The organism is Acidisoma sp. (assembly GCF_965199065.1).
In the GTDB taxonomy this organism is placed as follows: Bacteria; Pseudomonadota; Alphaproteobacteria; order Acetobacterales; family Acetobacteraceae; genus Acidisoma.
This window is the reverse complement of the sequence record NZ_CBDAQN010000003.1, coordinates 2,170,640-2,191,162: the sequence shown is the minus strand read 5'-3', so window position 1 is coordinate 2,191,162 and position 20,523 is coordinate 2,170,640. Positions and strand designations below refer to the sequence as shown.

At 66.5% G+C, this 20,523-nt stretch carries 22 protein-coding genes; 9 read left to right on the top strand and 13 right to left on the bottom strand.

Annotated features, from left to right (window positions below):
- A partial coding sequence (locus tag ACOEQ1_RS18365) for a magnesium chelatase domain-containing protein (protein ID WP_419760660.1) occupies positions 1–246 on the bottom strand: 246 nt, incomplete at its 3' end.
- A gap of 166 nt (positions 247–412) precedes the next feature.
- Here ACOEQ1_RS18365 and ACOEQ1_RS18360 point away from each other — a divergent pair.
- Positions 413–1,447 carry an aspartate-semialdehyde dehydrogenase gene (locus ACOEQ1_RS18360; protein ID WP_419760743.1) on the top strand — a complete coding sequence of 345 codons (1,035 nt, stop codon included), beginning with the start codon at positions 413–415 and terminating at the stop codon, positions 1,445–1,447.
- A gap of 4 nt (positions 1,448–1,451) precedes the next feature.
- On the opposite strand, the gene ACOEQ1_RS18355 is transcribed toward ACOEQ1_RS18360, so the two are convergent.
- From ACOEQ1_RS18355 to ACOEQ1_RS18340, 4 genes are all read right to left on the bottom strand, one after another.
- Entirely contained in the window at positions 1,452–2,387 is a 936-nt protein-coding gene (locus ACOEQ1_RS18355) for a sulfite oxidase heme-binding subunit YedZ (protein ID WP_419760659.1), read from the bottom strand.
- Positions 2,384–3,037: a hypothetical protein gene (locus ACOEQ1_RS18350; RefSeq protein ID WP_419760658.1), complete on the bottom strand. Its 654-nt coding sequence runs from the start codon at positions 3,035–3,037 to the stop codon at positions 2,384–2,386. Before ACOEQ1_RS18350 ends, ACOEQ1_RS18355 begins: the two co-directional genes overlap by 4 nt.
- Positions 3,034–3,699 carry a leucyl/phenylalanyl-tRNA--protein transferase gene (aat, locus tag ACOEQ1_RS18345; protein WP_419760742.1) on the bottom strand — a complete coding sequence of 222 codons (666 nt, stop codon included), beginning with the start codon at positions 3,697–3,699 and terminating at the stop codon, positions 3,034–3,036. Before aat ends, ACOEQ1_RS18350 begins: the two co-directional genes overlap by 4 nt.
- A gap of 104 nt (positions 3,700–3,803) precedes the next feature.
- The gene (locus tag ACOEQ1_RS18340) at positions 3,804–4,448 is read right to left on the bottom strand and encodes a S24 family peptidase (RefSeq protein WP_419760657.1); all 645 of its coding nucleotides are present in this window, start codon (positions 4,446–4,448) and stop codon (positions 3,804–3,806) included.
- Positions 4,449–4,659: 211 nt separating this feature from the next.
- Between ACOEQ1_RS18340 and ACOEQ1_RS18335 the strand changes: the two genes are divergently transcribed.
- Positions 4,660–5,136: a hypothetical protein gene (locus ACOEQ1_RS18335; protein ID WP_419760656.1), complete on the top strand. Its 477-nt coding sequence runs from the start codon at positions 4,660–4,662 to the stop codon at positions 5,134–5,136.
- A gap of 50 nt (positions 5,137–5,186) precedes the next feature.
- The gene (locus ACOEQ1_RS18330) at positions 5,187–5,423 is read left to right on the top strand and encodes a hypothetical protein (RefSeq protein ID WP_419760655.1); all 237 of its coding nucleotides are present in this window, start codon (positions 5,187–5,189) and stop codon (positions 5,421–5,423) included.
- A 140-nt stretch (positions 5,424–5,563) separates the two neighbouring features.
- On the opposite strand, the gene ACOEQ1_RS18325 is transcribed toward ACOEQ1_RS18330, so the two are convergent.
- From ACOEQ1_RS18325 to ACOEQ1_RS18295, 7 genes are all read right to left on the bottom strand, one after another.
- Positions 5,564–6,493, bottom strand: a complete 930-nt coding sequence (locus tag ACOEQ1_RS18325; RefSeq protein ID WP_419760654.1) for a cation diffusion facilitator family transporter — start codon at positions 6,491–6,493, stop codon at positions 5,564–5,566.
- Positions 6,494–6,563: 70 nt separating this feature from the next.
- Positions 6,564–7,226: a tyrosine-protein phosphatase gene (locus ACOEQ1_RS18320; protein WP_419760653.1), complete on the bottom strand. Its 663-nt coding sequence runs from the start codon at positions 7,224–7,226 to the stop codon at positions 6,564–6,566.
- A gap of 18 nt (positions 7,227–7,244) precedes the next feature.
- Complete coding sequence (locus ACOEQ1_RS18315; RefSeq protein WP_419760652.1) at positions 7,245–8,027, bottom strand: succinate dehydrogenase iron-sulfur subunit; 783 nt, start codon at positions 8,025–8,027, stop codon at positions 7,245–7,247.
- A gap of 40 nt (positions 8,028–8,067) precedes the next feature.
- Positions 8,068–9,879 (bottom strand): succinate dehydrogenase flavoprotein subunit, encoded by a 1,812-nt coding sequence (gene sdhA / locus ACOEQ1_RS18310; RefSeq protein ID WP_419760651.1) that lies wholly within the window; start codon positions 9,877–9,879, stop codon positions 8,068–8,070.
- Positions 9,880–9,892: 13 nt separating this feature from the next.
- Positions 9,893–10,294 carry a succinate dehydrogenase, hydrophobic membrane anchor protein gene (gene sdhD / locus ACOEQ1_RS18305; RefSeq protein ID WP_419760650.1) on the bottom strand — a complete coding sequence of 134 codons (402 nt, stop codon included), beginning with the start codon at positions 10,292–10,294 and terminating at the stop codon, positions 9,893–9,895.
- A gap of 11 nt (positions 10,295–10,305) precedes the next feature.
- Positions 10,306–10,740 (bottom strand): succinate dehydrogenase, cytochrome b556 subunit, encoded by a 435-nt coding sequence (gene sdhC / locus ACOEQ1_RS18300; protein WP_419760649.1) that lies wholly within the window; start codon positions 10,738–10,740, stop codon positions 10,306–10,308.
- A 219-nt stretch (positions 10,741–10,959) separates the two neighbouring features.
- The gene (locus tag ACOEQ1_RS18295) at positions 10,960–11,364 is read right to left on the bottom strand and encodes a ketosteroid isomerase-related protein (RefSeq protein ID WP_419760648.1); all 405 of its coding nucleotides are present in this window, start codon (positions 11,362–11,364) and stop codon (positions 10,960–10,962) included.
- 109 nt (positions 11,365–11,473) lie between these two features.
- On the opposite strand from ACOEQ1_RS18295, the gene ACOEQ1_RS18290 reads away from it, so the two are divergent.
- The 5 genes from ACOEQ1_RS18290 (at position 11,474) to ACOEQ1_RS18270 (ending at position 18,815) form a co-directional block, all read left to right on the top strand.
- Positions 11,474–12,355, top strand: a complete 882-nt coding sequence (locus tag ACOEQ1_RS18290) for a glycine--tRNA ligase subunit alpha (RefSeq protein ID WP_419760647.1) — start codon at positions 11,474–11,476, stop codon at positions 12,353–12,355.
- Positions 12,355–14,430, top strand: coding sequence for a glycine--tRNA ligase subunit beta (gene glyS, locus ACOEQ1_RS18285; RefSeq protein ID WP_419760646.1), 2,076 nt, complete (start codon positions 12,355–12,357; stop codon positions 14,428–14,430). The genes ACOEQ1_RS18290 and glyS overlap by 1 nt, the downstream gene beginning before the upstream one ends.
- A complete protein-coding gene (ppdK, locus tag ACOEQ1_RS18280; RefSeq protein WP_419760645.1) occupies positions 14,430–17,111 on the top strand; it encodes a pyruvate, phosphate dikinase in 2,682 nt (893 codons plus the stop codon). Before glyS ends, ppdK begins: the two co-directional genes overlap by 1 nt.
- A 136-nt stretch (positions 17,112–17,247) precedes the next feature.
- Entirely contained in the window at positions 17,248–18,108 is an 861-nt protein-coding gene (locus ACOEQ1_RS18275) for a glycosyltransferase family 2 protein (RefSeq protein WP_419760644.1), read from the top strand.
- Positions 18,105–18,815: a TVP38/TMEM64 family protein gene (locus ACOEQ1_RS18270; protein WP_419760643.1), complete on the top strand. Its 711-nt coding sequence runs from the start codon at positions 18,105–18,107 to the stop codon at positions 18,813–18,815. The genes ACOEQ1_RS18275 and ACOEQ1_RS18270 overlap by 4 nt, the downstream gene beginning before the upstream one ends.
- Here ACOEQ1_RS18270 and gluQRS read toward each other — a convergent pair.
- Positions 18,795–19,631, bottom strand: coding sequence for a tRNA glutamyl-Q(34) synthetase GluQRS (gene gluQRS / locus ACOEQ1_RS18265; RefSeq protein ID WP_419760642.1), 837 nt, complete (start codon positions 19,629–19,631; stop codon positions 18,795–18,797). The two genes, ACOEQ1_RS18270 and gluQRS, sit on opposite strands and share 21 nt — an antisense overlap.
- A gap of 49 nt (positions 19,632–19,680) precedes the next feature.
- Here gluQRS and ACOEQ1_RS18260 point away from each other — a divergent pair, with 49 nt between their 5' ends.
- Positions 19,681–20,352: an alpha/beta hydrolase gene (locus ACOEQ1_RS18260; protein ID WP_419760641.1), complete on the top strand. Its 672-nt coding sequence runs from the start codon at positions 19,681–19,683 to the stop codon at positions 20,350–20,352.
- Positions 20,353–20,523 lie beyond the last annotated feature (171 nt).

Below are 20,523 nucleotides of genomic sequence, written 5' to 3'. Positions count from 1 at the left end.
GTCGAAATGGCTGCCCTCCTTGACCTGATCGGCGGGGGCGAGGTTGATCAGCAGCCGCTTGGCAGGCAGGGACAGGCCCATGGCGGAGAGCGCCGCCCGCACCCGTTCCCGCGCCTCCGCCACCGCCTTGTCGGGCAGGCCCACCACCTGGAAGGCCGGCAGGCCGCTGGCAGCCTGAGCCTGCACCTCGACCGGCACGGCCTGGATGCCCGAAAAGGCAAAGCTGCGAATGCGGACAACGCCCATGAAAACCCTACTCGTGTCGAACTTGCAACGATAAGCGTCGAACGGCGGCTTTGTCCACCTCCTGTCGGGAGGCTGCCCGGCTCAAGCTTCGCTTGTCGCGAGAGGTACAAGTCGCTAACCGGCGAGATCGCCCCGGGTCCGGGGTCGTGAAGCGGGAGCAAGGATGATGGGGTATCGGGTCGCGGTCGTAGGCGCCACAGGGGCTGTGGGACGCGAGATGCTCAAAACGCTCGCCGAACGGAATTTCCCCATCAGCGACATCGCGGCGGTGGCCTCCGGCCGCTCCTCAGGGGTCGAGATTTCTTTCGGCGAAGACCGCGTCCTCAAGACGCACAACCTGGAGAAGTTCGACTTCCGAGGCTGGGACATCGCCCTCTTCAGCCCAGGTGCATCGGTCTCGGCTGTCCATGCACCGCGCGCCGCCGCCGCCGGCTGCCTGGTCATCGACAACACGAGCCAGTTCCGCATGGACCCGGACGTGCCGCTGGTCGTGCCGGAGGTCAACCCCGGCGCACTTGCCGGCTGGCGGAAGAAAGGCATCATCGCCAATCCGAACTGCTCGACCATTCAGATGGTCCTCGCCCTGAAGCCGCTCCACGACGAGTTCAGGATCAAGCGCGTTTCCGTCGCGACCTATCAGTCGGTTTCGGGTGCGGGCAAGGAAGGCATGGACGAGCTGTTCAGCAACAGCCGGGCGCTGTTCGTGAACGACCCCGTCACGCCACAGCAGTTCACCAAGAACATCGCCTACAACGTCATCCCCCACATCGACGTGTTCATGGACGACGGCTCCACCAAAGAGGAGTGGAAGATGGTCGTGGAGACGAAGAAAATCCTCGACCCGTCGATCGCCGTCATCGCCACCTGCGTGCGCGTGCCGGTCTTCATCGGCCATGCGCTGGCGCTTCACGTCGAGTTCGAGAACGCGCTGACGGCCGGCGAGGCGCGGGCGACGCTCCGCGATGCGCCGGGCATCACCGTCCTGGATGTGCGCGAGGATGGCGGCTACGCCACGCCCGCCGAGATCGCCGGCGAGGACGATGTCTTCGTCAGCCGCGTCCGGAAGGACCCGACGGTGCCGAACGGCATCGCCTTCTGGTGCGTGGCGGACAACCTGCGCAAAGGCGCGGCGCTCAATGCGGTGCAGATCGCGGAGACGCTCGTGGCGCAGAACCTGCTGGCGGAGCCTCAGGCCGCCTGACGACCTACCGAAGCGCGAGGCCCCCGAGCTTCGCCTTCGGAATGTTCCGCCAGACGAGCGCGGCCACCACGACGGCCAAGCCATCCAGCGTGACCCAGAAGGACGGCCGCGGACCCTGCGGTCCCCAATGCCAGTTCGCCGCCAGCACCCGGGACGCGGGAACAAAGGTCGCGAGATCGTACCAGGCGTATTCCAGCGCGATCGTCCCGGCGCCTGCCACCAGTGCGAGAACCAGCAGCCCCGCGACCGTCCGCTCCGCGGCAGGAGGCAGTCCGCGCCAGAGCATCAGCCACAGGAACAGCCCTGTCGGCAGAACCGCCAGCGTCACGTCGATCTTCTGCGTCAGGAAGAAATGCCACAGCGACAACACCGCGATCGGATAGATGAGCTGGTGCAGCAGCTTCCAGCGCTTCCCGAGACTGCGGATCGAGGCATCGGTCGAGGTAATGGCGAGCACCACGAAACCCGCCACCGCGATGAAGCCGATGGTCAGGTAGAAGCGATGGATGATCTCTCCGACGACGAAGGGCAGGTTGAAACCCTCCATGGCGCCGTAGAAGATGAGATGCGCGACGGTGTAGGCGGCGGCGGTGAGGCCGAGCATCCGCCGCACCTGGATGAGTTTGGGCAGCGCGAATATGGAGCGGGCCGGGCTCACCGCGAGCGAAAGCAGCAGGAACCACACCGCCCAGACGCCGGTCATCAGCATCGCCTGATTGAGCGGGCGGCTGGTGAAGTCGCCCAGGCACCACTGGCCGGTCATATAGACGCCGGGCAGGACGCAGCCGCCGAGCACCAGGGTCTTCCAGGCCGAGAACCTGCCCGAACGATCCCTCCAGGGGGCGGTGAACCATCCAGCCGGTCCTGTCCGCCGGACAACCGACGCGCCGGGGGAACGCCGCGCGGCCGAAGGTGTCGCAGGCACGCTCGGGAGGCTCATGGGTTCGCTACTCCTGCAAGTCCGGGGATCAGGGCCCGGAACAGACTAGGCGGCAGATCGACCTCCTGCAGGCCGGCCGGCGGTCGGAACAGGGAGGGCGGCAGCGGCGCGTAGCTCACGGCGGTGGCCTGCAGATGACCCGAAGGGATCTGGCCGTGATCGTCGGGCCGGTCGCCCTGCCCCGCGCCCTCCAGAACAACGCCGTCACGGGTCACGCAGGCGTCTCCGCTTCCCGACGGCCCGACGACGTTCCAGACGGTACAGCCCTCGCCCGCTATCATGCGGTGCCCGGCGCGGGTGAACCGCAGCCCCGAATCAGGACCCAGCCGGCGATGCAGCATCCCCGCCGAAGAGACGACGAAGATCAGCCCTTTACCCGGCGAGACGAGCATCACCTGCTCGGTGGCCCGGTTCAGCAACAGATAATCCGATCCCTGGCCGAGTTGCAGGCGCGCGACCTGCTGGGCGGGATCGGCAAATGCCTGGATTTGCATCGGACCCGTCGCCGTGGACGAGAGATCATAGGTTATGGCAACCGGCCGCTGAGGCTCGATCGTCGGGAAGTCCTGCGCCCGGGCGCCTGACGAGACACCCAGCGGGGCAAGCACCGCCAGCGCCAGACCCGCCCAGATTTTGCTCGCGATCGTCATCCGCTCTCCTCGCGCATCTCTTCGACAGTATCCCGCCAATCGTTACCGACCTCGTCTCCGATCCAGACCGCCGGGGCATCGATGGCGTCCGCGAGGCTCCGGCGGTAGACCGCGCGCGGGACCTCCCGCGTGCCGAACTGAGCCAGATGCGTGGTGACGAACTGCGTATCGAGCAGCGTGAACCCGCCCATCCGCAGCCGCGCCACGAGATGCACGAGCGCCACCTTGGAGGCGTCCCTTGCCCGGGAGAACATGCTTTCCCCGAAGAACGCGCCGCCGATGGCGAGCCCATACAGGCCGCCTACAAGCTCCGTGCCGTTCCAGCACTCGATACTATGAGCATGCCCAAGCTCATGCAGCTCGACGAAAAGACGTTCGATGGTCGGGTTGATCCAGGTTTCCGCACGGCGTGGTCCGGACTCGGCGCAGGCGGCTATCACTACTTCGAAGGCCGCGTCCGAGGTGACACGGTAACGGTCCGAAAGCACCGTCCGCGCGAGCCGGCGCGGCAGGTGGAATGTGTCCAGCGGCAGCACGCCCCGCAATTCCGGGTCGAGCCAGTAGAGGCGAAAACCCTCCCGCGTTTCCGCCATCGGGAACAGGCCGGCGCGGTAGGCCCGGAGGAGAAGTTCAGGCGTGATATCCATCTGCTGACGCGGCATGCGGCGCATGTAGGGCTGGTCTCTCCCGGGTAAACAGTGCGGCGCGCCAGCATTCGGCCTTGTGTAGCGGCAGATCGTCATTGGCTGATCCCGACGATGCATCGCTACTGGCTGACCCAGACGATGCGGTGCATCCAGACGATCGCCTCCGTCCCTAGCCTTATATCGCCGCGTGCCGGGTTAAGCGACCGCGCATCGACGCCGCGCGGCGACCGGCGCACGACCTGGCGCACCATGACGCGCCCCTTCCGGTCCTTCAGAACGACGCGGTCGCCGCGCCTGACCGGCGCCAGCGGCGAGACGATCAGCATGTCCCCGTCCCGGTAGACGGGTTCGAGCGCGTCGCCGCTGACCTCGATCGCGAAGGCGTGGGGGTCGGACACCTCGGGCAGGCCGGCCTCGTCCCAATCCTTGCCGGAGGGATAACCCGAGTCGTCGAAAAAGCCGGGCAGCGCCGCCTGCGTCATCGCGATCATCGGCAGTCGCCGCGTCGTCGGCCGGCCGCCGGCGGGCAAGGCGCGGGCGCCGCTTACCAGGCTCGCGAACTCCTCCAGCGTCGCGTCCGCGGCCCCCAGAACCTTGGACACGCTCTCCGTGCTCGGCCACCTTGCGCGGCCATCCGGCGTCGATCGTTTCGATATATTAAAGGTTGTCGCGTTGAGGCCCGCCCGGCGCGCAAGGCCGGAGGCCGAGAGACCACGCTCCGCCGCGAGTGTGTCGATCGCGCGCCAAATATCTTCGTGCCGCATCAGGTTTCCATCGAATTCAAGGCCAAGGCGGGAGCAACAACCAAAAATGGGAATCTATCCCTATTTTTATTGCTAATTTGAATCTATTGCGTTAATGGAATTGATACCGAAATGGAAGTTGCGCGCCATTTCGCGGGATCACCTTGATCTCTGCGGAGCAGCCGACGACGACCGTCGGCACCCTTCGGGACCCCCAGACACGGATGTTTTCATGATCCAGAAAGAGAGAACGACAGGCCCTGCCAGCGGGCGGCAGCCCGTCGCCGGGCCCATCCCGCCGAGCCCGCGCGGCGTCTTCCGCGCACCCGGGCGCGGTGCGGCGCCAGCCCTTCGCGGCAGCGCGTCCGGCGGCCCGCACAGGCGCGGCCGGCCGTTCGCAGACGCCGAAGCCTGCATTATCTGGATGGTCCAGGCCCTGACGGCAGAGGCCGAGGACGCGCCGCGAAAGGCCGGGACGCGTCAGACAGCCGCTGCGATCTGCTCGCCGGCGGAAGTCGTGAAGTGCCTCGACACGCTCTATCGCCGGCGGCGAATCGACCTTCATCACGTCCGCATCCTGCGCCTCTGGGGCCACCGTGGCCGCGCCCCCGATGCCGCCAATCCGATGGAAAAGGCCGAAGGGCGCGTATGGAGAGAGGCGCTGGACCGGCTCGACTGGCCGCTTCGGTCGCTAGGCATAATTTCCTGATGCACACCACAGAGGACTTTAGTCCTCTACCACAAGGTGAGAGAACGACGATGTCTTTTGCACTCCGCAATCTATGCGTTCTGGCCTATGCGAACGGCTTCACGCTGTGGCACTATAAAGCAGGGGCCGACGCGTTGGATAATGTCTCGGAACAGGGCTTTTTCGCCGACGCGGCCGACATGCTCTCGGCCGGAGACATGATCATGATCTCCGCCCAGGACGGCGGCCGTATCGCCGGCGTCGCGGTGGCACAGGGAAAGCCCACGCTTACCGACATACATCTTTGAACGGGCATCTTTTCAGGTTGACGAGGCCTCGCGCGAGCAGACAACGCAATAGCGCGAGGCCGGGTGCCGCAAACGAACGCATCACGCTCTAACGATTGATGAAGAACCCGGAGGCATGACGAGCGGCGTCAGCCGGCCGGTCAGAGAACGACCACACCGGTGTGCTTCGCTTTCCGTTCGGGTTCCACATGGATGGTGACGATCAACCCCTCCATCTCCCGCATCAGCGCCGTCTCGATGCGATCGCAGATGTCATGCGCCTCATCCACGCGCATCGCGCTCGGCACGACGAGGTGGAATTGCAGAAACGTCAGCCGCCCCGCCTGCCGCGTGCGCAGGTCGTGCGCCTCGAGAGCGCCGTCGGCATGCAGGCTGACGGTCCGGCGGATGCGATCCAATGTTTCGTCATCCGGCGCGGCGTCCATCAGGCCGCTCAGCGATGAGCGCAGCATGCGGAGGCCGGTCCAGAGGATGTAGGCCGCCGTCGCCACTGCGAGCGCCGAGTCGAGCCACAGCGTGCCGGTCAGCAGCACGAGGACGAGGCCGAGCAGAATGCCCACCGAGGTCACCACGTCGGTGCCGAGATGGCGCGCATCCGCGAGCAATGCAGGAGACCGGAGGCGACGCCCCTGGCTCAGCAGGAGCCACGCCCAGCCGCCGTTCAGGATGGTCGCCGAGACGTTGAGCGCCATGCCACGGACCGGCGCGTCGAGCTGATGACCCAGCCGGAAGTTGAGCCAGACGTGGTGCAGGATCGACCCGGCCGCGAGGATGATGAGCACTGCCTCGACCACGGCCGAGAAAAACTCTGCCTTGTCATGGCCGTAGGGATGGTCGTGGTCCGCGGGCTTGGCCGCGATGCGGAGTGTCCAGAACGCAACGGCCGCGGTCGCGACGTTGACGACCGTCTCCAACGCATCCGAGTAGAGCGCGGCACTGCCCGTGATCCACCAGCCGCCCGCCTTGAGCGCCAGCACGATCAGGCCGACCACGATGCTGCCCGCCGCAAGGCTGAGTGCCGGCGGGCGCAGGCCGGCCGAAAGGTTGGACGGGACGTCTTCGTCGATCATCCTGAGGGCCGTTGCCGTTTCGGGTTCGTGCGGACGCCTGGGGGAGCCATTCTGGCGCCGCACCGACCCTTTATTCGCGCCGGAGCACGCGATCAACCATGAAGGCCGACAACCCACCCGCCACGAAATCCCGCTTTAACGCGGCTTCATCATATTCCGTGCTGACCCACTCCAGAAATGGGATGCGCCCTTCGGCCTGTTCGGCGTAGCGGTGAAAGAACGCGTCGAGAATGCCGGTGCGGGCCCGGCGCCAATGGCCGAACCGCCAGGAGAGCTGGCGCAAGGCGTCCTGGCTCGTGCCGCCGTTGAACATGAGGAACAGCCCTGCCGCGAGGCCAGCCCGATCTGCCCCAGACTTGCAGTGCATGACCGCCGGCTCATCCAGGTTCTGGCAAATATCGGCGAAACGCAGGATGCGGTCCCGGTGCGGAGCACCACGGCTCTCGAACGCCATGTCGATGTGGCGCAACCCGAGGCGATCCGCCGCCTCGCGCGACAGAGCGTCGGACCCGCAGAACCGCCGCCCGCGGAGATTGATGATGGTTCTGATCCCGAGCCGGCGCTTCGCTGCCGCCAGCCGCCAGGCCTGCGGATGGTTGCAGCGATACATGCGCCCCGGCACGACCTCCGCCCAGTTCGACCAGACGAGGCGGAACACGCCGTGGTCGACAAGAAGCGAGTCGGACCATGCGGCCGCCCGCCCCTTCGCGGTGCCGAGGCTACCCCTGAACATGATGAGCGGCCAGGGCGGTCAGCCCTGGCGCTGCACCATCAGCTTCTTGATCTCGCCGATGGCCTGCGCCGGATTGAGCCCCTTCGGGCAGGTCTCGGCGCAATTCATGATCGTGTGGCACCGGTAGAGCTTGAACGGGTCCTGCAACGCGTCCAGCCGCTCGCCCGTATGCTCGTCGCGGCTGTCGGCGATCCAGCGGTAGGCGGCCAGCAGCACGGCCGGGCCAAGGTATTTGTCGCCATTCCACCAGTAGCTCGGGCAGCTCGTGGTGCAGCAGAAGCACAGGATGCACTCCCACATGCCGTCGAGCTTCGACCGCTCCTCGACGCTCTGAAGGCGCTCGCCATCGGGGGGCGGCGGCGTCTCCGACTGCAGCCAGGGCTCGATGCTGCGATACTGCGCGTAAGCCTGACTGAGATCCGGCACCAGATCCTTGATGACGGCCATATGCGGCAGCGGGTTGATCCGCACCGCGGCCTTCACCTCCTCGATGGGCTTGAGGCAGGCGAGCGTGTTGGTGCCGTCGATGTTCATCGAGCAGCTGCCGCAGATGCCTTCGCGGCAGGAGCGGCGGAAGGTCAGCGTGCCGTCGACCTCGTTCTTGATCTTGATGAGAGCGTCCAGAACCATCGGTCCGCAGGCGTCGAGATCGATCTCGTAGATATCGGTGTGCGGGTTGAGTTCGTCGTCCGGGTTCCAGCGGTAGATGTGGAACTCGCGCACGCGTTTCGCGCCGGCCGGCGCCCGGTAGCGCTTGCCGGCGACGACCTTGCTGTTCTTTGGCAGGGTAAAGGTTGCCATATCAGGCTCCGATATTCGGGAGGCGTCTTAGTGAACGCGCTCAGTAAACGCGCTTCTGGGGCGGAAAGACCGAGACCTCGTTGGTCAGGGTCTGCATCTTCACCGGGCGGTAGCCGAGCTTGACGTTGCCGTTGGCGTCGCACCACGCGAGCGTGTGCTTCATCCACTCGGCGTCGTCCCGGTTCGGGTAGTCGTCATGCGCGTGGGCGCCACGGCTTTCCAGCCGCGCCTCGGCGCCGACCATCGTCGTCATGGCGTTACCCATCAGGTTCTGCAGCTCCAGAGCCTCGACGAGATCCGAGTTCCAGATCAGGCTGCGGTCGGCGACGCCCATATCCGACATTCCGTCCCAGGCGCGCCGCACCTTGGCGACGCCCTCCTTGAGGCTCGCCGAGCTGCGGAACACGGCGGCGTGCGACTGCATGGCCCGCTGCAGATCGACCCGCAGCTCGGAGACGCGCGTGTCGCCCTTGGCGTGACGCGTCGCATCGAAGCGGTCGAGCGAGGCCTCGCCGGCCTTCGGCGGCAGCGGCGCCTGGGAGGCTCCGGGCTGAATGATCTCGGCGGCGCGCTGGGCGGCGGCGCGACCGAAGACCACGAGGTCGAGCAGCGAATTCGTCCCAAGGCGGTTGGCGCCATGCACGGACACGCTGGCGCATTCGCCGACGGCCATCAGCCCACGCACGACGCGATCGGGGTCCGCCGCGGTCGGCGAGAGCACCTCGCCGTGGTAGTTCGTCGGGATGCCGCCCATGTTGTAGTGCACGGTCGGCAGCACCGGGATCGGCTCCTTGGTCACATCGACGCCCGAGAAGACGCGGGCGGTCTCGGAGATGCCGGGTAGCCGCTCATGGAGAAGCTCGGCGCCGAGATGCTCGAGGTGCAGCATGATGTGGTCCTTGTTCGGACCGCAGCCGCGCCCTTCGTTGATCTCGATGGTCATGGAGCGGGAAACGACATCGCGGCTCGCCAGATCCTTGGCGGTCGGCGCATAGCGCTCCATGAAACGTTCGCCAGCGGCATTGGTAAGATAGCCGCCCTCGCCGCGCGCGCCTTCGGTGATGAGGCAGCCGGCGCTGAAAATCCCCGTCGGATGGAACTGCACGAACTCCATGTCCTGCATGGGCAGGCCGGCGCGGATCGCCATGCCGTTGCCATCGCCGGTGCAGGTATGGGCGGAGGTGCAGCTCTGATAGGCGCGCCCGTAGCCGCCGGTGGCGAGCACCACGCTCTGGGCACGGAAGCGGTGGATGAGGCCGTCCTCGAGGCTCCAGGCGGTCACGCCGCGGCAGGTGCCGTCCTCGTCCATGATAAGGTCGAGGGCGATGAACTCGACGAAGAACTCGACCTCATGCTTGAGGCTCTGCTGGTAGAGCGTGTGCAGGATGGCGTGGCCGGTGCGATCGGCGGCGGCGCAGGCTCGCATGGCGGGGCGCTTGCCGTATTCCTGCATGTGGCCGCCGAAGGGCCGCTGGTAGATGCGGCCATCTTCCGTGCGGCTGAAGGGCACGCCGAAATGCTCGAGTTCGTAAATTGCCGGGATGGCGTTGCGGCACATGTATTCGATGGCGTCCTGGTCGCCGAGCCAGTCCGACCCCTTCACGGTGTCGTACATATGCCAGCGCCAGTCGTCCTCGCCCATGTTGCCGAGCGCGGCGCCGATGCCTCCCTGGGCCGCGACCGTGTGGCTGCGGGTGGGGAAGACCTTGGTGATGCAGGCGGTTTTGAGGCCGGCGGCGCCCATGCCGAGCGTCGCGCGCAGGCCGGCGCCGCCGGCGCCCACCACGACCACGTCATAGGTGTGGTCGACGACGTTGTAGGCACCGAGCGACGGCTTGGAGATCGCGTTCATCGTGGCGCCCTTTTCAGATGGCGAGTTTCAGCACGGCGAGCAGTGCCGCGAGGCCCAGCAGGTATAGAACTGCCTTCATTGTCAGGATGGCAGCGAGCCGCGGCATCTCCTCATGGATATAGTCGTCCATGATCACCTGCAGCCCGAGGATCGTGTGATGGAAGGAGGCGAGGATCAGAGCGATGAGCAGCACCGCCACCAGGGGATGGGAAATCCAGTGCGCGATCGCAGGCTGCGGATGCCCGGCGAGCGAGAGCACCGAGAAGACAAACCATAGCGTCAGGGGGATGAGCGCCACCGAGGTGACGCGCTCGGCCCACCAGTGGTGGACGCCGGTCTTGGCGGCACCAAGGCCCTTGACGCGGCCGAGTTGCGTCTGCCGCATCGTGACGGAGAGCTTTTCGTTCTGTGCCATGACGGAGATCCTCAGAGCCAGACGGCCAGGCCGATGATCCAGCTGATCACGGTCAGGACTACCGTCGCCGCGACGGTGATGAGCGCGGTCTGGTGCGAGGTCTTGACCCCGTAGCCGTAGCCGGCGTCCCAGACGAGATGGCGGATGCCGGCGCAGAAATGATACCAGAGCGCCACCGTCCAGCCGAACATCATGATGAGGCCGATGGGCGAGCCGATGAAGCCCTGGGCCGAGGCGAAAGCTTTCGGGCCGGTGGCGGCGGCGACGAGCCACCACACCATCAGGATCAGCCCGACCGAGATCGCGATGCCGGTGGCGCGGTTCAGGATCGACGTGACGGTGCTGACCTGCGGCTTGTAGATCTGCAGATGCGGCGAGAGAGGGCGGCGGACGAGCGAGCCGTCGCTACGCTTGCCGATAATCAATGCATCGCGCACGTCTGGCATAAGCGGTTCCAGTGGATTGTCAGGACTAATTAACCGGATGCGCGGGAGCGAAACAGAATCGCGGTTACGGCTCCGGAGGCGGTTTTGTCTCTCTTGGAGCTTCTGTAATCTGGCGATGGCGGACGGTCAACGCAGGTGCAGCATCAAGAATGCGAGGTCAGCCCAGCCCAGAGAACGCGGCAAACCTGCATCCGTTTCGCGATCGGGAAGTCCGCGCGGCTAGCCCGCGACTTGGGCCAGCCAATCCTGCAGGTTGTAGTAGTTGCTGATGCGCGCCACGCGGCCGTCTCGCAACGTGAAGAAGGCGCCCGCCGGCAGAACGTAGGTCTGGCCGCGGGCTTCGGGCAGGCCCTCGTCCGTCGCGAGATACTCGCCGACAACGGTGAACTCCGCCGCGCCCCGGTCGGGTGCCGGGCCGGTCAGGATCACGATATCCTCCAGCCGCTCCCGGTAGCAGCGCGTCATGTGGTCGACGAAACGTCCGAACGCTGCTTTGCCTGTCTGGCGCTCGCCCTGGTTGATGTCATGCGCCACATCCTCGGTCAGGAGATCGAGGAAGGCTGCCTTATCTCCCGCGTTGAAGGCTGCGTAATAGGCCGCGATCACCGCCGCCGCGTCGCTCATACCGCTGTCTCCGCTCTCTGCCTTGCAGCCTTGCTAAGCCGGCCGCGCCTTGCCCGAAGCCGGCGGGCACCGTAATGGAAGGCCCCCTTTGGCGAGCCCTCGGAAGCGCATGAACCTGACTTCGACAAGCCAGCGCAAGCCCCTGAGCTTTCAGGGGATCATTCTGCGGCTGCATGAGTATTGGGCCGCGCAAGGCTGCGTCATCCTCCAGCCCTACGACGTGGAGATGGGCGCCGGCACCTTTCACCCTGCCACGACCCTGCGCGCGCTGGGTAACAAGGCGTGGAAGACCGCCTATGTGCAGCCGAGCCGCCGCCCGACCGACGGCCGCTACGGCGAGAACCCCAACCGGCTGCAGCACTATTACCAGTATCAGGTGCTCATCAAACCGAGCCCGGCCGACGCCCAGGCGCTGCTGCTCGGCAGCTACGCCGCCATCGGGATCGATGTGAACGCGCACGACATCCGCTTCGTCGAGGACGATTGGGAGAGCCCGACGCTCGGCGCCTGGGGCCTCGGCTGGGAAGTCTGGTGCGATGGCATGGAGGTGACGCAGTTCACCTACTTCCAGCAGGTCGGCGGCATCACCTGCGCCCTGCCGAGCATGGAACTCACCTACGGGCTGGAGCGGCTGGCGATGTACGTGCAAGGGGTCGAAAACGTCTACGACCTCGACTTCAACGGCCAGGGCGTGAGCTACGGCGATGTGTTCCTCCGCGCCGAGCGCGACTACAGCGCCCATAACTTCGAGGTCGCGGATACCGGGATGCTGGCGCGGCACTTCGCCGATGCCGAGCACGAGTGCGGCCGGCTACTGGATGCGAAGCTGGCCCAGCCGGCCTATGACCAGTGCATCAAGGCGAGCCATCTGTTCAACCTGCTCGATGCGCGGGGCGTCATCAGCGTGACCGAACGCGCCGCCTATATCGGCCGGGTGCGGGTGCTGGCGCGCGGCTGCTGCGAGGCGTGGCTCGCCGGGGAGCAGGCGTGATGGCCGACCTTCTGCTAGAACTCTTCTCCGAGGAAATCCCCGCCCGCATGCAGGCACAGGCGGCAGACAACCTCGCCCGCCTTCTCGCCGAGGCGCTGGCGCCGCTGAAGCCTGACAACGCCCGCACGCTGTACGGGCCTCGCCGCATAGCCTGGATGGGCGAGGTTGCAGCCGAAGTGCCGGCCTCCACCGTCAGCGAGCGCGGACCTAAACTCGCCGCGCCCGAACAGGCGCTCGCGGGGTTCCTGCGCAAGCACGGCGCGACGCGGGACGATCTGCGGGAGGATGCCGGCTACTGGCTGCTGGAAAAGACGGTCGCCGGCCGCCCGGCCGGTGCGCTGATCGCCGAGGCGATCCCCGCACTCCTGCGGCGCTTTCCCTGGCCGAAGTCGATGCGCTGGGGCGGCACCAGCGCCTTTACCTGGGTGCGCCCGCTGCGCCGCATCCTCTGTGTGCTCGACGGCGCGGTCGTGCCATTCACCCTGGCGAGCGGCGACGATGACGGGCACGGGCTCGTCAGCGGCGACCTCACCGAAGGCCACCGCTTCATGGCGCCGGGCGAGATCCGCATTACGTCCTCGGCCCAATATGAGGGATCCTTGAGGGATCGCTGCGTGATCGCTGATGCGTCCGAGCGTCGCGCGCTGATCGCCGAGGGCATTGGCGCGCGAGCGGCCTCCGCAGGTTACTCGGTCGTGCCGGACGACGGGCTGCTCGACGAGGTGGCGGGTCTGGTCGAATGGCCGGTGGCGCTGCTCGGGCGGATCGACGACCGTTTCATGGATTTGCCGCCGGAAGTCCGGCAGGTCTCCATGCGCATCAACCAGCGCTACTTCGCGCTCACGGACGCCGCGGGGAAACCCGCGCCCGCCTTCGTCTTCGCGGCCAACATCGCGGCGGCGGATAAGGGCGCGGCGATTGTCGCCGGCAATGAGCGGGTGCTGCGGGCGCGGCTATCGGATGCGCGGCATTTTTGGGATCTCGACCGGCGCGAGACCTTGGAGAGCCGCGTGGAGGCGCTGAAGAAGGTCACCTTCCACGCCAAACTCGGCACACAACACGACCGCGTTGGAAGGCTGGCGCGCCTTGCCGATCATGTCGCGAAGTCGCTGGACGCCGATTGGCGGCTTGCCTTCCATGCCGCGACCCTCGCCAAGGCCGACCTCACGACCGGCATGGTCGGCGAGTTTCCCGAGATTCAGGGCGTCATGGGCGGCTACTACGCACTGCATGACGGCGAGCATCCGGAGGTCGCGGCGGCCATCCGCGATCACTACGCGCCCAAAGGCCCGAGCGACGCAGTACCGGCCGCCCCGGTCTCGATCGCAGTCGCCCTTGCCGACAAGATCGACCTGCTCGCGCAGTTCTTCGCGATCGACGAGAAGCCGACGGGCTCGGGCGACCCCTACGCCTTGCGGCGGGCGGCCCTCGGCATCATCCGCATTATTCGTGAGAACGGCCTTCGCCTGCCCCTGCGCCCGGAAATTCACTCCGCCCTCAGCGACACGAACGCGGACGAAGGCCGCAAGATCGCCGTGCGGGACGACGTTCTCGCCTTCATCGTCGAGCGTCTGCGCGTCCAGCTCCGTACCGAGGGCCGCCGGCATGACGTGCTCGCAGCCGCCTTCGCCGCCGCCAACGACGACGACCTCACCCGCCTCCTCCACCGCGCCGATGCCGTCGAGGCGTTGCTTGGAACCGCCGAAGGCGCGGACCTGCTCGCCGCCTACCGCCGCGCCACCAACATCCTGCGCATCGAGGAACGCAAAGGCCCGCCCGACACTGGCGAGGTCGATGCCGCGCTGTTGGAGGAACCCGCCGAGAAAACCCTCAACACAGTTCTCGCAGACGCCGATACTGCCGTCACAAAAGCACTCGCGGACGAAGATTATGCCGCCGCCATGACAAGACTTGCTGCCATACGGCCCGCGGTCGACAGTTTCTTCGATGACGTGACCGTTAATTCCGAGACGGCAGCTTTAAGAATTAATCGCCTGAGACTGCTGAAGCGGCTACGGTCGTTGACGGATCGCGCCGCCGACTTCTCGCGGCTAGAAACAACGGGAACCGCCTGATGAACGAAGTAACGACCAAGTGGGTTTATAACTTCGGCGCCGGCCACAACGAAGGCAGGTCCGAGATGCGCAATCTTCTCGGCGGCAAGGGCGCCAACCTCGCGGAGATGGCGACCATCGGCCTGCCCGTGCCGCCCGGCTTCACCATCACCACCGATCTCTGCACCGCCTTCTACAAGAACGGCAGCCGCTATCCGGACGACCTCGACGCGCAGGTCCGCGAGGCCCTCACCCGGGTCGAGGAAGCCGTCGGCCTGAAGTTCGGCGATGCCGAGAAGCCGCTGCTCGTCTCCGTGCGCTCCGGCGCCCGCGTCTCGATGCCCGGCATGATGGACACCGTCCTCAACCTCGGCCTGAACGACGAGACGGTCATCGGACTGGTTGCCGCCTCCGGTGACGAGCGCTTCGCCTGGGACAGCTATCGCCGCTTCATCCAGATGTTCGGCAGCGTCGTGCTCGGCGTCGACCACCATCGCTTCGAGGAAATCATCGAGCAGGCCAAGATCGACAGCGGCGTCATCGAGGATACGGAGCTTACCGCCCATCAGTGGCAGGAGGTCGTCGAGGCCTACCAGTCGCTGGTGCTCAACGAGACCGGCAAGCCGTTCCCGCAGTCGCCGACCGAGCAGCTGTGGAGCGCCATCGGCGCCGTCTTCGGCAGCTGGATGAACACCCGCGCCATCACCTATCGCCGCCTGCACGACATCCCCTCCGAGTGGGGCACGGCGGTCAACGTCCAGGCGATGGTCTTCGGCAACATGGGAACCGACTGCGCGACGGGCGTGTGCTTCACCCGCGACCCTTCGACCGGCGAGAACGTCTTCTACGGCGAGTTCCTGGTCAACGCGCAGGGCGAGGATGTCGTCGCCGGCATCCGCACGCCGCAACCGCTGTCCCGCGCCCGCGCCAAGCCCGGCGAGGTCAGCATGGAGGAGGCGCTGCCCGAGGCCTATGCCGAGCTGCTGACAGTCCGCGAGACCTTGGAGAACCACTACAAGGACATGCAGGACATCGAGTTCACCGTGCAGAGCAACAAGCTCTACATGCTGCAGACCCGAAGCGGGAAACGCACCGCGCCCGCGTCGCTTCGCATTGCCGTCGAGATGGCCGAGGCCGGGCTCATCACCCGCGAGGAAGCGATCACGCGCATCAACCCGGCCTCGCTCGACCAGCTGCTCCACCCGATGCTCGACCCGACCGCCAAGCGCACCCTGATCTCGCGCGGCCTGCCGGCGAGCCCCGGCGCCGCCTCCGGCCTCGTCGTCTTCTCCGCAGACGAGGCGGAGATGCGGTCGCAGAAGGGCGAGGCGGTCATCCTCGTGCGCGTCGAAACGAGCCCGGAGGATATCCATGGCATGCACGCGGCGCGCGGCATTCTCACCACGCGCGGGGGCATGACGAGCCACGCGGCGGTGGTGGCGCGCGGCATGGGCCGTCCCTGCGTCTCCGGCGCCGGCGGGGTTGGGGTCGATTACGGCGCGCAGACGCTCTCGGCCGGCGGAAAGACCATCCAGGCCGGCGAGGTCATCACCATCGACGGCGCGACCGGCGAGATTTTCGCCGGCTACGTGGCAATGATCGAGCCCAAGGTGTCCGGCCACTTCGGCGTCATGATGAGCTGGGCTGACGACGTGCGGACGCTCGCGGTACGCTCCAATGCCGAGACGCCGCTCGACGCCGAGACGGCCAAGCGCTTCGGCGCCGAAGGCATCGGCCTCTGCCGCACCGAGCACATGTTCTTCGACCCGACCCGTATCGGCGCCGTGCGCCAGATGATCATGGCGTCGGACGAGGAAGGACGGCGTTCGGCGCTCGAGAAGCTGCTCCCGTTCCAGCGTGAGGACTTCGTCGCGCTATTCCGGATCATGGCGGGCTTGCCCGTGACGATCCGCCTGCTCGACCCGCCGCTGCACGAGTTCCTGCCGCATGGCGAGCATGAGCTGGCGGAGGTCGCCTCGGCGCTCGGCGTCGACATGGCGACGATGCACCGCCGCGCGGCGGATCTCTCCGAAGCCAACCCGATGCTCGGCCATCGCGGCTGCCGCCTCGGCATAACCTACCCGGAAATCTACGAGATGCAGGCGCAGGCGATCTTCGAGGCGGCGATCCTCGTCGCCGAGGAGACCGGGGCCGCGCCGGTACCCGAAATCATGATCCCGCTGGTGGCGTCCAAGCGCGAGCTGGAGATCACCCGGGCTCAGGTCGACCGCATTGCGAAACAGGTGTTCGAGGCGAAGGGTCGCCGGGTCGAGTATCAGGTCGGCACCATGATCGAACTGCCGCGCGCCGCCCTGCTCGCGGACAAGATCGCCGAGGTGGGCGACTTCTTCAGCTTCGGCACCAACGACCTGACGCAGACCACCTACGGCCTCTCGCGGGACGATGCGGGCAAGTTCCTGCCCAAATACATCGAGAGCGGGATCTTTGAGAAAGACCCGTTCATCTCGCTCGACCGCGACGGCGTTGGCCTGCTGGTGCAGATCGCCGCCGAGAAGGGCCGGCAGACCAAGCCGAAGCTCAAGCTCGGCATCTGCGGCGAGCATGGCGGCGATCCCTCGAGCATCGCCTTCTGCCAGAGCATCGGGCTCGACTACGTGTCCTGCAGCCCGTACCGGGTGCCGGTCGCAAGGCTGGCGGCGGCTCAGGCGGCAATCGGTTCGCGTGCGGACCGAACTGCCTGAACTAAGGCGTCAATCATGGCGGCGAGGGCCATTTTCTGAGCATTTTTAAGGTGCTTCCTAGCATGATCGAGAGGGTGGCTGGCCGTTCTGGCTTGTCCACCCAATCTCCCGATCGCCGCGAAGGAGCCGCCGTTTCATGAGCCAGGCACTTAACCAGGGTTCTCTGTTGTCTCCGCACGGCGGGCAGCCGTTGATCTCGGTCGTCGTGCCGGTGCGGAACGAGGCTCCCAACATTCTCCCACTCATCGGGGAGATCCGCGCGGCACTCACCGACATCTCCTTTGAAATCGTCTATGTCGACGACGGCAGCACGGACGAGACGCCGCAACGGCTGCGTCAGGCGCTCGCCGAAGGCGCGCCTCTGCGCATCATCCGCCACAAGGCGAGCTGCGGCCAAAGCGCTGGCGTCATCACCGGCGTGAAGCATGCTCGCGGCACCTGGATCGCGACACTCGACGGCGACGGCCAGAACGATCCTGCCTCGATCCCCGGGATGCTCGCTCGTGGCCAGGCTGAGGAGCGCGTCGGTCCCCAGCCGATCCTCATGGCCGGTTGGCGGCAGAAGCGTCGCGACACCTCCGCCAAGCGTTGGGGCTCGCGCATCGCGAACAAGGTGCGCGCGTCGATCCTGAAGGATGCGACGCCAGATACCGGCTGCGGCCTTAAAGTCTTCCGGCGCGATGCCTTCCAGGACATTCCGCACTTCGATCACATGCACCGGTTCCTGCCGGCGCTGTTCATCCGCCAGGGCGGCCGCGTCATCTCCATGCCGGTGAATCACCGGCCGCGCATGGAGGGCCAGTCGAACTACAACAACTGGCAGAGACTGCGGGTTGGAATAGTTGACCTCGCGGGCATGTATTGGCTTCAGCGCCGCTGGCGCGGGCCGGAAATCGATGGTCAGATCATCGAGCCGCCGGTCGCCGCGATCGAGCGTCGCCTCTCCGAGGGGCTGGTGATTGAAGGCGATGTCGTGACTGCAGGAGGCAAGCCGTGAGCGCTGTTTCAACCCAATCCGCTGCCCGGCCCCGGGCTCAGGAGCCTTGGCGCCTGTTCGTCAAGCCTCTCGGCCTGCTGCTCGGCCTCGTTATCGCGGGCGTCGTGCTCAAGACGCTGGCAGGCGGCGTTCAGGGCGGGCTTCTCGCACAATACGTGATGGGTCACGGCATCGAAGGCGAGGCCTTCTTCGTCGCTGCCGGGGCGTTGCTGTGCGCCGCGGGTCTGCCGCGGCAGGCGGTCGCCTTCGCCGGCGGCTATGCCTTCGGCTTGAAGCTCGGCATCACCCTGGCGATGGTGGCGCAGATCCTCGGCTGCGTGACGGACTTCTTCTGGGCGCGAGCCTTTGCACGGGATTGGGTGCAGGGACGCATCGGCGCCCGGCTGGCCCGAATGGACGCCCAGTTGAGCGCGCAGCCTTTTATGGCGTCTCTCACGCTGCGTCTGCTGCCGGTGGGCAACAACGTGTTGCTAAGCCTGCTCGCCGGTCTGTCCTCGGTGAGCGCGCCGGCCTTCCTGGTGGCGTCGGCCATCGGTTACGTGCCGCAGACATTGGTCTTCGCGCTGCTCGGCAGTGGCGTGCAGGTCTCCCACACGGAGCAGATTGTGCTCGGTGGGGTGCTGTTCGTGGCCTCCGCCCTGTTGGGCGTCGTCCTCATGCGGCGCTGGAAACCAGCCGGGCAGTCTTCAGAGATCAAGACGGCGTAGTACATCCTCGACGGGCATGCCCTCCGCTCGCAGTTGACGCAGGCTGAGGGCGCCGTCCCGCTTCGAGAGCTTGGCGCCGGAGGCGTCCGTCAGCAGCGCATGATGCGCGTAGCGGGGCGCGCTCCACTTCATCATTGTCTGCAACAGACGATGAATGTGGGTAGCGGCCCGAAGCTCTTCTCCTCGCGTCACCAGCGTGACCCCCTGCACCCAGTCGTCATGCGTCACGCAGAGGTGGTAGCTGCCTCGACAGTCCTTGCGGGCTAGCACCACATCCCCGAATGCCTCCGGGTCGCAGCCTATCAGCCCCCGTCCCTCTTCCTCGTAATCCAGCGGCCCGGCGATCTCTGCCGCATGCGCCATGCGTAGCCTCCAGCAATGCGGTTCGCCCGCCGCTATGCGGGACAGCGCGTGGTCCCTCGATAAAAGGGAGCAGGTGCCGGGATAGACCGGACCGTCGGGACCATGGGGGGCGATGCCGGACCGGGCGATCTCCGACCGGGTGCAGAAGCACGGGTAGAGCAGATCACGCGCGCGCAGCTTGTCCAGGACCGCGGCATAATCGGCCAGATGGTCGCTTTGGCGGCGGACCGGCCCGTCCCCGACAATGCCGAGCCAAGCCATGTCCGCCATGATGGCGGCTTCGAACTCAGGACGGCACCGGGTAGCGTCGATGTTCTCGATCCGCAGGAGGAAGCGCCCGCCAGCCTCGGCGGCGCGGCGGGAGGCGATCAGGGCAGCGCGGGCGTGGCCCAGGTGGAGATAGCCGGTGGGGCTCGGCGCGAATCGCGTCACGATGGTGTGGGCTTGGGTCACGGCGGAACTGCTGTAGCATCGGCGCCTTGATGAAGCACGAGGCCAACGCATGCAGACTTTGAACGGACCGCGTTTTGGCCCGACAGCGCCCGGAGCGCCAAAACAGCTCGTGATCATCTGCCACGGCGTGGGCGCCAACGGCCAGGACCTCATCGCCGTGGGGCCGATGCTGGCGGCCGCCTTGCCGCATGCGGTGTTCGCGGCGCCGGACGGACCCGAGTCCTACGACATGATCCCTCCCGGCGATCCCACTGCAGGCCGGCAATGGTTCAGCCTGAAGGATTGGCGGCCCGAGGCGATGGCGGCCGGGGTCCGCGCCGCCTGCGCCGCGCTCGATCATTATATCGATGCGACGCTGACGGAGCTCGGCATTCCCCCGACCGAGTATGTGCTGGCGGGCTTCAGCCAGGGGGCGATGATGGCGCTGTTCACGGGGCTTCGCCGCCCTGTGCCACCGCGCGCCATCCTCGCCTATTCGGGCATGCTACTGGCACCTGCCGAGTTGCGGGACGAGATCGCCAACCGGGCGCGGGTTCTGCTCGTCCATGGCGCGAAGGATGAGGTGGTTCCGGCCGAGGCGTCGAGCGTCGCCGCCGATCTGTTGCGGTCCCTGGACGTGCCGGTGGAACTGCTGATGCGGCCGCAACTGGGGCACAGCATCGATCCAGAGGGGCTTACAGCGGGCGCGCGCGTGCTGCGGGAGGCCTTCGCGGCGACATGACGAGCGATGACCGAAGCGGCGGCCTGCATGAATCCCCGATGACACCGTCGCCGGGATGCTTGCCGAGCCGCGCGGGCTTTGCAATAGTCAAGACAGGAATTCAGCGGCGCTCCATATCTGGTTGAGTCAGTGGCGTTTCCTAACCTGATATGGTCGCTCGTTAAGGAGCGG